The organism is Mycolicibacterium neworleansense, assembly GCF_001245615.1.
Lineage (GTDB): Bacteria > Actinomycetota > Actinomycetes > Mycobacteriales > Mycobacteriaceae > Mycobacterium > Mycobacterium neworleansense.
Genome location: NZ_CWKH01000002.1, coordinates 964,181 through 975,770, shown reverse-complemented (window position 1 = coordinate 975,770; position 11,590 = coordinate 964,181). Strand labels below are relative to the sequence as shown.

Sequence of the window (11,590 nt, the reverse complement as noted above, 5' to 3'; positions counted from 1 at the left end):
ATGAGCAAATGCCCGCGGTGCTTCACCCTGTTGAGCCCGAACAACCACCTGTGGACGCTGCCCGCCCAGGCCGGTGGCACCCGGTACCGCGACGACGTCGCCTCGGCGTACGTGGGGGCGCCGGCCGATTGCGGCCCGCTCTACACGTGGACCCGGACCCCCGGCTACAACGGCCCGCCACCGCCGACCTCCGAGGCCAGCCGGGCGCTTCAGGGTCCGGCGGTGGAGATCTGCCCGGTCTGCCACTTCACGCTTCCCGACGGGTTCCGTGAGGGACATGCCATCTGCATCGCACTGGCGGGTGCGCGCGCGACGGGCAAGAGCCTCTATATCGCGGTGCTGATCAAACAGCTGGAATTGTTGTGCGAGCGGTTCGGTGTGGTGATGGAACCGGTCACCCGGGCCACCGCGCAGAACTACGCCACCAATTACGAGGGGCCGCTGTACGTAGAGCGGGGCCTGTTGCCGCCCACCCCCACAGTGCACACCCAGGCGCCCAATCAGCGTGAGCCACTGGTGTTCTCGATCGGTGTCTGGCACGGGGTGCGCCGATTCCTGGTGCTGCGCGACGTCGCGGGTGAGGATTTGGAGAACGGTGACCTGCGGGCGCCGCCCTTCCAGTTCTTCGCCCACGCCGACGCGGTGTTCTTCATGTTCGACCCGTTGCGGGTCAAGGCCATCCGCGATCAACTGCAGGACCTGCTGCCGCCGCAACCGTTCAGCGGCGGGGAGCCGCGCGCGGTGCTGGGCAATCTGCTGTTGGCGGTCAACCCAGGCCAGCCAAAGCTCGCGGTGATCCTGTCCAAGTTCGACGTGCTGCGGGCGCTGCGTGACGTGCAGGGTTCGGAATGGGCGTTGGTCATGTCGAACGGAGGCGCGGCGTTCTTGCGCGACACCTCCGACGGCAAGCGCTACGACGATGTCGAAGGTCAACTGCTCGACCAAGAGGTGCGCAGCCTGTTGATCCGGCTGCACGGCGGGTCGATCGTGGCGGGGGTGGAGAATCCGTCTGCCGGCGCGCGGTTGGCCAGCCGGTATTTCGCGGTATCCGCGCTCGGCCATGCCCCCAGCGGAAACCGCCTGCACGCCAGGGGTATTGCCCCCTTCCGGTGCGTGGACCCGGTGCGGTGGGTGACCTCGCAGTTCGGGGTGCTGTAGCCCCATGGCTATGGTGGGCTGACCGAGCAGAGAGGTGACAGGTGGGCAAGAACGAGCGCACGAAGATCGTCATGAGCGACGACGAGATCGCCGAATTCATCGAACGCAGCCGGACCGCGACGATGGCCACGGTGCTGCCCAGCGGCCGACCCCACCTGGTCGCCATGTGGTACGCGGTGCTCGACGGTGAGATCTGGTTCGAGACCAAGGCCAAGTCGCAGAAGGCGGTCAATCTGCGCCGCGACCCCACGATCACGGTGATGATCGAGGACGGCGACACCTACGACACCCTGCGCGGCGTGTCGATCGACGGCACCGCCGAGATCGTCGATGATCCGGAAACGATTCTGCGCGTGGGCATCAGCGTGTGGGAGCGCTACACCGGGCCCTACACCGAGGAGATGCGCCCGTTCGTCGACCAGATGATGAACAACCGCATCGCGGTGCGGGTGGTGCCCAGCCGGCAGCGCAGCTGGGACCACCGCAAGCTCGGGCTGCCCGAGATGCCGGTCGGTGGCAGCACCGCCGAGTTTCTGAACGCCTAGCCCGACGGCCGCGGACGCGGCTTGAGCCGCCCGTTGGGTAACGGCGGCGCGGGAAGCCGCGTGACGCGGCCTTCGTAGCCCTGGACATCGCCGAAGCGTGCGTCGTTGGCCTGCCACAGCTCGCGGTAGGTCACGATGTCGTCGTGGCTGCGGCCGACGAAGTTCCACCACATCACCAGTTCCTCGGTGAACGGCGGCCCACCGAGCAGGATGGCCCGGGCCGGGCCGTCGCCGCGGTTGGTCAACTGCAGCTGTGCGCGTCCCGGTGCCTGGTAGGCCAGTTCGGCCACGGCGAGCCTCGTGCCGCACACCTCGATTACGCCCTGGTCGAGCAGTACGCCGTGTTCGAAGGCGGGGTCGACGTCGAGCGTCAGGACCGCCCCGGGGTCCAGGTCGATCTGAGCGCCAAGCAGCGGCGTGAAGGTGTGAACCGGGGACGATGAGTCGGCCAGTTCGCCGAGGAACACCCGGAGGGTGGCGCTGTCGACGGTCCGTGGCGGCGGCGCGTAGTGGGCGAAGTCGCGCCCGGTGTCGCGGGCCGAATCGGGCAGGGCCACCCACAGCTGTACGCCGTGCAGGATCGTCGTCTGGGGCGTCGAGACCTCCGAGTGGCAGATACCGGCACCCGCGGTCATCAGGTTGAGCTCACCCGGACGCACCATGGCATGCACCCCGGCGCTGTCGCGGTGTTCGATGAGGCCTTCGAAAAGCCAACTCACCGTTTGTAATCCGGTATGCGGATGGGGCGGCACATCCATGCCTCTACCGGCAGCGCGGACGTCGTGCGGACCGTAGTGGTCGGCGAAACACCACGCGCCGATCATGGAGCGGTCCCGTTGGGGCAGGGTGCGCCGGACCAGGATCGCGCGCGGCCCGCCCAGCGGCACCTCGCGCGGGTGCAGGACTCCGGTGAACTCCGAGTTGGCGCAGGTGACCTCGGCTGGCGCCGTATCGGTATTGCTCATGAACCTCACGGTAATCGCGTTCGGGCGAACCGGTCGCGGTTAGCATGACCCGCATGAGCGGGGGATTGACTGCCGAAGATGTTCGCAGCACCGAGCTTTCGAAACCGCCGCTGGGCAAGCGGGGTTACGACAAGAAGTCGGTGGATGATTTTCTCGCGCTGGTCGCCCGGCGACTCGACGGGCGCGGGCACCTCGGTGCCGACGACGTCCGCAACATCACGTTCCCGAAGCCGCCGATGTTTCAGCGCGGCTACAACGAAGACGAAGTGGATGCGTTGCTCGAAGCGGTGATCGCCACGCTCGAGCAGTAGAAGAAGTTGGGGACGGTGCCGTCACTGCGCCTCTCGGCGAGTGGTCGCTCGAAGCGACGGTTCTGGTGTGGGGCCCGGGGCAATGCCCGACACCATCCGCAGGTGTAACGACACACCCCGGGCCCCTATTCCTCCCCCGATGGAAACTTGCCCCTGCCCTGCCGTCCCCTCGAATCGGCAGCGCAAGGGCCAGACAAAAGTACTGGTGAGTTGCGCGGGCTACAGGATCAGGCGGCTTCGGGGAAGACCAGGCCCAGCTTGCGCACCGGGTAGCCGTTGCGCTCGGCCAGCGAGCGCAGCTGCTTGAGCGCGAAGCTGCGGCCGCGGCCTCCCTCGGGAACCATGATGCCGGCCCAAAGTCCTTCAGCGCGGGGCAGTTCGCAGGCCTCGCGGGCACACAGCCAGCGCCGGGGGCACTCCCGGCAGATGACCTTGGCCTGATCGTCGGGGGTGGAGGTCCACCGCTCCGGGTCACTGGTGCACACGCCGAGCGGGATGCCGTTGGCCATCAGTGCGTTCATCTGCTGCTCCTGTTAGGGCTTCTGTTGCGGTGTCTGCCGCGTTGGGAGGAACGCTATAGCAAGAACCGTAGCGATGCAACAGTTTGATCCAAACCGCAGCGGTGCAACGCTACGGAAATTTGCATTGGTAACGATGTGCGGCCACCTGGGGAAAGAGGCTTTAGATCTAAAACCGCACGTCAGAACGCCGACAGGTACCTTGATGTACCCGTAGCGCGAGCGTGGTCGGCCAGGAAGGAAAGCCGTAGCGTCGGGGTTGTTTGCTACGGATGCGAAAAACCCATTGCGTAGCGGTGCTTCGGTCTGGGGTTAGGATTGATGGGTCCCGGCAACCGCTTCAGCACCTGGCTGAGGCTGAGCACATCGGCGAGGAAACAGCCCCGTATGACCGACGCTGAGTACGATCTCGCCACGGGCGAGTTCGATGTCGGACTTATCCGCGCTGGCGCCGCAGCCGCGGCCAGACGCCGTGAACTCGACATCAGCCAGCGCAGCCTCGCCGCCGACGGGATCATCAACGCCGGCGCCCTCATCTCGTTCGAGAAGGGCCGCAGCTGGCCCCGCGAGCGCACGCGGCTCAAGCTCGAAGAAGTGTTGCGCTGGCCGCCCGGCACCATCGCCCGGCTGCGCCAGGGCGGGCCGGTGCCCGATCCCGCGATGCCCGCACCGGCACCCGTCGATACGCCGACCGTCGTCACCATGCAGCCGACCGCTGCCCCGCTGGCGACCACGCCGCCGGCCAGTGACGAGGTACCGCTGATCGCACAGGCAGTCCTGACGGCGGTGAACACCCTGGAATCGACGATCGCCACATTGCCGGCGGTAGGCGAGCCCGAGTTCACCCCGCGGGTCACGTCCGTGCTGGCCGATCTGCGTCAGCTCGAGGCGGTGGCCGCCCGTGCCGCGCGGCTGAGCATGGTGACCCCCGCACTGATCAAGGCGCTGAGCGCGGTGCGGCGCCAGATCGATGAGCTGACCACCCTCGCCGCGACCGCGCCCGGGGCCACGCTCGGGCAGCGCCTGTATGCCGCGCGTCGGCAGGCGAACCTGACTATCGGTGAAACAGCAACGGCTGCGGGTGTTTCCGAGGACACGGTGGCCCGTGCCGAGGCGGAATACCCAGTCGACGCCCCCGCCGTCCACGCCTTGGAGGCGCTGATCGGCGCGATGCGCTGACGCGGTGCCCGGCTAGTGGTCCCGCCGGTCGTCGGCGGTGGGGAAGTGCTCGGCCAGGGCGGCGGCGATCTCGAGGAACTTGCGCCGCGTCGCGGTCGACATCTCTCGCGGATCGACGACGCCACCGGGCCGCAGATGCCCGTCGAAAGGCACCTCGATCACCCGCTGTCCCTGACCGGAGAACTGCCCGGCCAAGATGGAGCGGGTGCGCTTGTCGGCGTGACCGTCGGAATCGTTGAGCACCACGACAGTCCGCTGCAACAGGCCCGTCATCTCGTGCGCGGCCAGCCAGTCCAGCGTCTGCCCGGCCGTGGCGGCACCGTCGACCCACGGTGAGGACACCACGATCAACCCGTCGAGGTCGCGCAGCACCTCCTGGGTGACCGGCGAGTCCATGGTCGAGCTGCAGTCCACCACCGAGATCGAGAAATGTCTGTCCAGCCGGGTGGTGGCCTCGCGATAGATGGCCGCGTCGAGCACCCGGCGGCGGGCCGGGGTGCCCTCGCCGGCCAGCACGAACAGCCCGGCGGCGTTGTTCCCGACCCGGCTGCGCACATCGGCGAACGAGTCCAGGTGTTTGTCGTTGGCGAGCTCCCAGTACGAGCTCTGCGCCTGGGGGTCGACGCGGCTGCCGAGCTTGCCGAACGACGTGTCGGCGTCGATCGCCACCACGCGATCGTCCTGGCGCAGCTGGGCGAAGATCGATCCGACGCTGGCCGAGACGGTCGTCTTACCGACGCCGCCCTTGCCCATCACCCCGACCTTGTAGTGGCCGCGCAGGATCCCCTTGATCTTGGCCTCCAACTCGGCCTGACGGAGATCTTCGGGTGAGGGCCCGGGATTGACCAGCCCGAAGGTGGCCCGGTACACGAACAGTCGCCAACCGCTGCCCGGTGGCTGACGCTTCGGCGGAACCAGATCGTTGACCCGGATGCGGTCGGCGTACGAGCCGGTGGGCAGGGGCGGTACACCGGGGGCCGCGGCGCCCGGATCCGGCGCGAATCCGCCTTCGGCGGGCCAGGGTTGGCCGGGCGGAGGTCCGTACGGCTGCTGCGGCGGGCCGCCGGGGCCGGGCGGCCGCTGCGACGGAAGCTGCCAGCCGGGCGGGTGCTGCTCCCACGGATCGGGACGGGCTTCCGGATGGCTGGGGCGCGGTGCCTGGCTGGGAGGCGCCGGATGAGCGTCATGCGGAGGCTTCGGAGGCTGATGAGGCGGTGCGGATGGCGCCGGCGGCTGCGGCGGGGCCTGTTGTTGTGGCGGGGCCGGCGGTGCGGGAGGCGCCTCACGGAATGTGGTGCGCGCGCGCTCGGCATCCGGATCGGTGGGTACGCCCTGCGATGGTCCGGAATCGTCGGGATCGGTGTTCTCCGGCGCCTTCGACGGCACGAAATTGACCGGCGGACGGCCGGGTATCGACGGCGGCTCGGGCGGCTTCCGGCGGGTCGGTCGCGTATCGGGCTCGAAATGGGATTCCTCCGGACCCGTCCAGCCGAGCTCTCTACGCAAGGTGTCGTCGGGGTCGGGCACGCCTGAATCTCCTCCGGAACTCACACACGGGAACTTTGACCGGGTTCAAGTATCGACTACAACCTGTCCGGCCTGCACGATCCGTCGGTAATCCACGCGAAATTACGCCGCAGCAAATTCGCACGGCAAACGTCGGCACATGACATGACGACACTGGAACGCGGCTGGGGAGGTGCCTGACGGCATCCGGGCATCGAGCCGTCGCGCGAGCCGGCCGGCGAAGCACCGCACTCCTGCGCGGAGGTAGCCAAAAACGATTCCTCAACTGCAATAAACAGTGGTCGGAAGGAGTTCCCGAGCCATTGTCGCGGCCCCCTCGGACGGCCCAAATTGGTGCGCTGACCGGGTCAGATGCGCTGGTAATCTCTGTTCCGGCGAAGGGGATACGGGGCATGGGACTGTGGGGCGATATTGCCGATCTCGGCAAAGGCGTGATCGAAAACAACCTGAAGTGGACCGAGCGCGCCGCCAGGGCCGGTAGCCAGATCGTCGACCTCGGCCAGCGCCTGATCCGAGTCGCCAGGTCGCCGATCCTGGTCGCCGGTCAACAGACCATCGAGTCGATGAAGCACAGCACCGGAGTCGGGGATCCGGAGACCGGACAACGCTTCGATGAGGGTGCCGACAAGATGGGCGCCGTCGGGCAGGTGCTCGTCTCGGCTTTCCCGGAGGACACGTGGAACAGCGGCGGGGCGGCCGCCTATGCGGGCCGCAACACCGAGCAGGTGGGGCGGGTCCAGACGATGCTCGGGCTGGACCACATGGTGGCCGGCGTGCTGGCCACCGAGGCCGGGCAGATCGCCGCCGCCCGCGACAGCCTCGACGGGCATTCCGACTGGCTGGGCGCGATGAGTCTGCTCACCACGAGCGCGGGCATCATTCCGGGGTTCGGGACGGCCGCGCAGATGTCAGCGGAATTCGCGATGGTGGCCAAGGCGGTCGGCGACTCAAGTGGCGACCTGAAAACCCTGAGTGGGCATGTCGATCAGAACGCAGCTGTACTGCGTTCCGCGGCGACGCAATACGAGACACTGGCCGGCGGCGCCGCACCCAATGGCGCGGAGTTCGGGCCGCCGGTCGACGATCCGCAGGCCGGCCCGGAATCGGAAGATGCCGGGGCCACCGCGCCGGGTGGCTCGGCTGGCGGCGGAGGAGGCGGTTCCCCGACCGGAGATTCCCCGACCGGAGGTGGCGGGGCGGGAGCACCGACGGGCTCGGCGGGCCCGGCGGCGGCACCCTCGATGCCGGCGAACATGTCGACGGCGGGGGCTGCTCCTCCGCCAGCTGCGGCGGCCGACGCCGCCGGGGCGCTCGGCGGGATCCTGGGCTCATTGGTGGGTCCGCTCGGTGGGATTCTGGGCGGGCTGTTGCAGGCCTTCGGTCAGGCCGCGCAGGTGGCCGGCCAGGCGGGGACCCAGGCGGCCCAGATGGCCGGGCAGGCCGCCGGACAGCCCGGCGGCGGCCAGCTCGACAAGGCATCGGGAGATGCCATTGCCGACGCGGACGAGTTTGGCCAGGACGAGGACCGGGACCGCGACAAGTCCGAGGCGTCCGGCCAGGACGAGTCCGCAGAAGGCAAGGATAAGGACGAGGACGGTCGCGAGAAGGACGGCGAGCCCGAAAAAGGCCAGGCAGGGGACGCGTTCGGGGCAGATCGAACGGGTGAACCGGCCGATGCACCGGACGCCGGGGTAGAGGACGAACCTGCCAAGACACTGCCGCCCGACCTCGAAGCCGTGGCCGCCGGTGGCGGCCTGGCAGGCCCGGCTCCGGTGCATGTCGGGGCGGATTTTGAGCAGGGCCAGCTGTACATGGCAGCGGCGGCTACATTAGATCGCGGTGTACCCGGATCTGCGGCCGTGATCGACAGGTAAGAATCCGGGGACAGGGATCGAGGGGAATTTCATGGCGGGTGATTTGCGGGTTGCCACCGCTCATTTGCACGAGCTATCGGCCAAACACAGCCTGGCTGCGACCGGCCTTGCGGTGGCTACCGGAGTGGTCGACGGTGTCGACGCCTCGGTGCGCGTGACGCACGGGCCGATTTCGTCGTCGACGGCAGCCGCCGTCGAGGCCGCGCTCAACGCGCGTCGAGCTGCGGGAACCGGTATGGCCAGAGTGTCGCGGGACCTCGGGGACAAACTCAGCCGCGCGGCGGGCGGGTACGACCGGACGGATTCGACGATGACCGGCGCCCTCCGTGGAACCGTTCGGTAGCGGCGGAGCGCACTCATGACCAATGCTTTCAGCGCTGACGCGAATACCGCGGCGATCGACGATGTCGTCGGGGCCGAACTGACCATCGACGGCATCCTGGTGGTTGCCGACAAGCTCGGACTGACCGATTTCCCGCCTTCGATGGGAATTCGGCTGAACATTCCGCAACCTGATCTGCGCAAAACCGTGTGGGAACAGGTTGAGCGCGACCTCATGGCCCAGGGTGTGCTGGACGTGTACGGGACCCCGCACCCCGAGGTGGCCGCCATGCTCGACACGTTGAGCCGGCCCGACCGCACGTTGGAGGGACGCTGGTGGCGTCGCGACGCGGGCGGGAAGATGATCCGGTTCGTGGTGTGCCGCAAGGGCGGCCGGCATGTGGTCGTCGCTCGCGACAACGACATGCTGGTGTTGCAGCGGGTGGCCGCGCAGGTGGGTCTGGCCGGCATGGTGATGACCGTGCTCGGAGAGGGTATGCCTGCCAACGTCGAGCCGTTGACCGGTGTCGCGGCGACCCTGGCCAATTGCCGGACCGCCGACGAGCTGACCGGTTACGGCATCCCCCCGACCTCGGCCCGGGTGTACGCGAACATCATCTCCGAGCCTGAGAGCTGGGTGGAACTCGTGGTGTCCGAGCGGAATCCGGGTGGCACCACCTCGCAGGTCGATGTGGCCGCGGGTGTGCTCGATTCCAAGCTGGGCCGGATCGTGTCCATCCCGCGCCGGGTGAACGGGGAGCTCTACGGCAGCTTCCTGACCGGAACCAAGGACAATCTGCAGCGGGCGCTGGACGGGTTGATCGAGTTCCTGCCCTCGGCTTCGTGGTTCGACAAGTCTGAATCGGACAGCTCCTACCTGCACTGAAAGAGGCCGCCACGGTGGGTGACTTTCCGCCACATCATCCGGACGACGATGACGACTACGACAACCTCTCGGCCCTGGACTTCTCGTACCCGGACGACGGTTCGGACGCCGCCGGCCTGGATGCGCTCGGAACGTACGACGAGGACGGTGTTGTCTTCGGCGACATCGTTTCTGACGAATCAGAATCCGACGTCGCCGCATCCGGCGGCGGTGGATACCTGGATGGTTCCGTCAACGAGGACGAGAACCTTGCGGTACCGCTGTTCACCGTCACCAATCCGCCCGAAACCGTCACGGTGACGGCGTTCATGGACGGTCGGGTGCATCAGATCGAATTGGCACCCAGAGTCACCAACCTGACCGAACGGGATCTCGCCGAGGAGATCCTGGTGATCGCGGGCCTGGCCGCTCAACAGGCCAAGTCCGCCCAGTACTCGTTCATGCTCGCCGGAATGCGTGAGCATGGGCACGACGACGCGGCGACCCGCGACTTTCTGACCCGCGACCTGGATCTGCTCACCCCGGAGCAAGCCGATGATGCTCGGGCCCAGGTCTTTTCGACTCGCTATGGAGGCGATCATGGTTGACCACCTCGCTGGGATGTTCGGCTCGGCAGTCGGGATGCTGAGCAGTTCTCCGGCGCGTTCGCTCGAGATGTTCACCGAGATCACCAACTATGACGAAACCGCGTGTGATGCGTGGGTCGGCCGGATCCGCTGTGGTGACAACGACCGGGTGACGTTGTTCCGCGCCTGGTACTCACGCTCGAACTTCGGCCAGTTGGCCGGCTCGGCCGAGATCTCGATGAACGGTGTCGGCGCGCGGATTCCGATCGGCGGTATCTACGGCAAGGACATCTCCTACCCGATCAACTCGCCGCTGGCGATCACCATGGGTTTCGCCGTGCAAGAGGCGTCGGAGGGGAATTTCGCCGACGCGATGGAGGCATTGGAGGATGCCCCGGCCGGCGGCTCGGACCACCTGGTGTCCTGGGTGAAGGCCGTGATCTACGGTGCGGCGCAACGCTGGACCGACGTGATCGAACAGGTCCGTGGCGCCGACCAGTGGCCGGACAAGTTCCTGGCCGCCGCGGCGGGTGTGGCCCATGGTGTGGCCGCGGCCAACCTCGGGCTGTTCACCGAGGCCGACCGCAGGCTGACCGAGGCCAATGACACGCCTGCCGGCCAGGCTTGCGCACCGGCGATCGCCTGGTACCTGGCGATGGCTCGGCGCTACCAGGGCAACGAGGAGTCGGCCCAGGTACTGCTGGAATGGCTGCAGGCCAACTTCCCTGAGACCAAAGTCACTGCGGCACTGCGTGATCCGGCCTACCGCTTGGAGACCACCACTCCCGAGAAGATCGCCGCCCGCACCGATCCGTGGGATCCGTCCAGCGTGGTCGCCGACACCTCGGCGCGGGACAAGCTGCTCGCCGAGGCGCAGGCCGAGCTCGACCGGCAGATCGGCCTGAACCGGGTCAAGGAGCAGATCGAGGCCTACCGGGCGGCAACCCAGATGGCCAGGATCCGTGCCGCGCGCGGCATGAAGGTGGCCCAGACCTCCAAGCACATGATCTTCGCGGGTCCGCCCGGCACCGGTAAGACCACGATTGCGCGCGTGGTGGCCAACATCCTGGCCGGTCTCGGCGTCATCGCGGAGCCGAAGCTGATCGAAACCTCGCGTAAGGATTTCGTGGCGGAGTACGAGGGTCAGTCGGCGGTGAAGACGGCCAAGACGATCGACCGCGCGCTGGGCGGTGTGCTGTTCATCGACGAGGCTTACACCCTGGTGCAGGAGCGCGACGGTCGCGCCGACCCGTTCGGCACCGAGGCGCTGGACACCCTGCTGGCCCGGATGGAGAACGACCGCGACCGGTTGGTGGTGATCATCGCCGGCTACAGCAACGACATCGATCGCCTGCTGGAGACGAACGACGGCCTGCGCTCGCGTTTCGCGACTCGCATCGAGTTCGACTCCTACTCACCCGACGACATTGTCGAGATCACCAAAGTCATTGCCAAGGCCAATGATTCGCAGCTCGACGATACGGCGGCCAAGCGGGTGCACGAGGCGGCGAGCCTGCTCAGTCAACGCACCCTCAATGGCAAGCCGGCACTGGACATCGCCGGTAACGGACGCTACGCCCGCCAGCTGGTGGAGGCCGGTGAGCAGAACCGCGACATGCGGCTGTCCCGGTCGCTCGACTTCGAGAACCTGGGTGTGGATCAGCTCAGTGAGGTCAACGGAGAAGACATGGCGGCGGCGATCGCGGCGGTCCACAGCCGCCTGAACATCGGCGAATAACG

Annotated in this window: 12 protein-coding genes; 9 read left to right on the top strand and 3 right to left on the bottom strand. The window is 67.5% G+C overall.

Annotation, left to right across the window (positions count from 1 at the left end; genetic code table 11):
* Both BN2156_RS20265 and BN2156_RS20260 read left to right on the top strand, forming a co-directional pair.
* The gene (locus BN2156_RS20265) at window positions 1–1,158 is read left to right on the top strand and encodes a hypothetical protein (RefSeq protein ID WP_090516747.1); all 1,158 of its coding nucleotides are present in this window, start codon (window positions 1–3) and stop codon (window positions 1,156–1,158) included.
* Between the two features lie 41 nt (window positions 1,159–1,199).
* The gene (locus BN2156_RS20260) at window positions 1,200–1,703 is read left to right on the top strand and encodes a pyridoxamine 5'-phosphate oxidase family protein (RefSeq protein WP_090516746.1); all 504 of its coding nucleotides are present in this window, start codon (window positions 1,200–1,202) and stop codon (window positions 1,701–1,703) included.
* Here the strand turns inward: BN2156_RS20260 and BN2156_RS20255 are convergent.
* Window positions 1,700–2,668, bottom strand: a complete 969-nt coding sequence (locus tag BN2156_RS20255) for a pirin family protein (protein WP_090516745.1) — start codon at window positions 2,666–2,668, stop codon at window positions 1,700–1,702. The two genes, BN2156_RS20260 and BN2156_RS20255, sit on opposite strands and share 4 nt — an antisense overlap.
* 44 nt (window positions 2,669–2,712) lie before the next feature.
* Here BN2156_RS20255 and BN2156_RS20250 point away from each other — a divergent pair, with 44 nt between their 5' ends.
* On the top strand, window positions 2,713–2,979 hold the full coding sequence (locus BN2156_RS20250) for a DivIVA domain-containing protein (protein WP_090516744.1): 267 nt from the start codon (window positions 2,713–2,715) through the stop codon (window positions 2,977–2,979).
* A gap of 227 nt (window positions 2,980–3,206) precedes the next feature.
* On the opposite strand, the gene BN2156_RS20245 is transcribed toward BN2156_RS20250, so the two are convergent.
* On the bottom strand, window positions 3,207–3,500 hold the full coding sequence (locus tag BN2156_RS20245) for a WhiB family transcriptional regulator (protein WP_090516743.1): 294 nt from the start codon (window positions 3,498–3,500) through the stop codon (window positions 3,207–3,209).
* Between the two features lie 384 nt (window positions 3,501–3,884).
* Here BN2156_RS20245 and BN2156_RS20240 point away from each other — a divergent pair, with 384 nt between their 5' ends.
* The gene (locus tag BN2156_RS20240) at window positions 3,885–4,676 is read left to right on the top strand and encodes a helix-turn-helix domain-containing protein (RefSeq protein ID WP_090516742.1); all 792 of its coding nucleotides are present in this window, start codon (window positions 3,885–3,887) and stop codon (window positions 4,674–4,676) included.
* A 12-nt stretch (window positions 4,677–4,688) separates the two neighbouring features.
* On the opposite strand, the gene BN2156_RS20235 is transcribed toward BN2156_RS20240, so the two are convergent.
* The gene (locus BN2156_RS20235; RefSeq protein WP_090516741.1) at window positions 4,689–6,203 is read right to left on the bottom strand and encodes a MinD/ParA family ATP-binding protein; all 1,515 of its coding nucleotides are present in this window, start codon (window positions 6,201–6,203) and stop codon (window positions 4,689–4,691) included.
* A gap of 392 nt (window positions 6,204–6,595) precedes the next feature.
* On the opposite strand from BN2156_RS20235, the gene BN2156_RS20230 reads away from it, so the two are divergent.
* The 5 genes from BN2156_RS20230 to eccA are packed head-to-tail and all read left to right on the top strand — an operon-like array spanning window position 6,596 to window position 11,588.
* Window positions 6,596–8,077 carry an EspA/EspE family type VII secretion system effector gene (locus tag BN2156_RS20230; protein ID WP_090516740.1) on the top strand — a complete coding sequence of 494 codons (1,482 nt, stop codon included), beginning with the start codon at window positions 6,596–6,598 and terminating at the stop codon, window positions 8,075–8,077.
* 31 nt (window positions 8,078–8,108) lie between these two features.
* On the top strand, window positions 8,109–8,420 hold the full coding sequence (locus BN2156_RS20225) for an ESX-1 secretion-associated protein (protein ID WP_090516739.1): 312 nt from the start codon (window positions 8,109–8,111) through the stop codon (window positions 8,418–8,420).
* 15 nt (window positions 8,421–8,435) lie between these two features.
* Window positions 8,436–9,284: an ESX secretion-associated protein EspG gene (locus BN2156_RS20220; protein ID WP_090516738.1), complete on the top strand. Its 849-nt coding sequence runs from the start codon at window positions 8,436–8,438 to the stop codon at window positions 9,282–9,284.
* A 14-nt stretch (window positions 9,285–9,298) separates the two neighbouring features.
* A complete protein-coding gene (locus BN2156_RS20215) occupies window positions 9,299–9,871 on the top strand; it encodes a secretion protein EspD (protein WP_090516737.1) in 573 nt (190 codons plus the stop codon).
* The gene (gene eccA, locus BN2156_RS20210) at window positions 9,864–11,588 is read left to right on the top strand and encodes a type VII secretion AAA-ATPase EccA (protein ID WP_090517513.1); all 1,725 of its coding nucleotides are present in this window, start codon (window positions 9,864–9,866) and stop codon (window positions 11,586–11,588) included. Before BN2156_RS20215 ends, eccA begins: the two co-directional genes overlap by 8 nt.
* The last annotated feature ends 2 nt before the right edge of the window (window positions 11,589–11,590 follow it).

What these genes read in the sequence shown, in the direction of transcription:
- BN2156_RS20225 (WP_090516739.1), top strand. Translation starts at nt 8,109, where the DNA reads ATGGCGGGTGATTTGCGGGTTGCCACCGCTCATTTGCACGAGCTATCG.
- eccA (WP_090517513.1), top strand. Translation starts at nt 9,864, where the DNA reads ATGGTTGACCACCTCGCTGGGATGTTCGGCTCGGCAGTCGGGATGCTG.
- BN2156_RS20245 (WP_090516743.1), bottom strand. Translation starts at nt 3,500, where the DNA reads ATGAACGCACTGATGGCCAACGGCATCCCGCTCGGCGTGTGCACCAGT.
- BN2156_RS20230 (WP_090516740.1), top strand. Translation starts at nt 6,596, where the DNA reads ATGGGACTGTGGGGCGATATTGCCGATCTCGGCAAAGGCGTGATCGAA.
- BN2156_RS20240 (WP_090516742.1), top strand. Translation starts at nt 3,885, where the DNA reads ATGACCGACGCTGAGTACGATCTCGCCACGGGCGAGTTCGATGTCGGA.
- BN2156_RS20255 (WP_090516745.1), bottom strand. Translation starts at nt 2,668, where the DNA reads ATGAGCAATACCGATACGGCGCCAGCCGAGGTCACCTGCGCCAACTCG.
- BN2156_RS20250 (WP_090516744.1), top strand. Translation starts at nt 2,713, where the DNA reads ATGACCCGCATGAGCGGGGGATTGACTGCCGAAGATGTTCGCAGCACC.
- BN2156_RS20265 (WP_090516747.1), top strand. Translation starts at nt 1, where the DNA reads ATGAGCAAATGCCCGCGGTGCTTCACCCTGTTGAGCCCGAACAACCAC.
- BN2156_RS20220 (WP_090516738.1), top strand. Translation starts at nt 8,436, where the DNA reads ATGACCAATGCTTTCAGCGCTGACGCGAATACCGCGGCGATCGACGAT.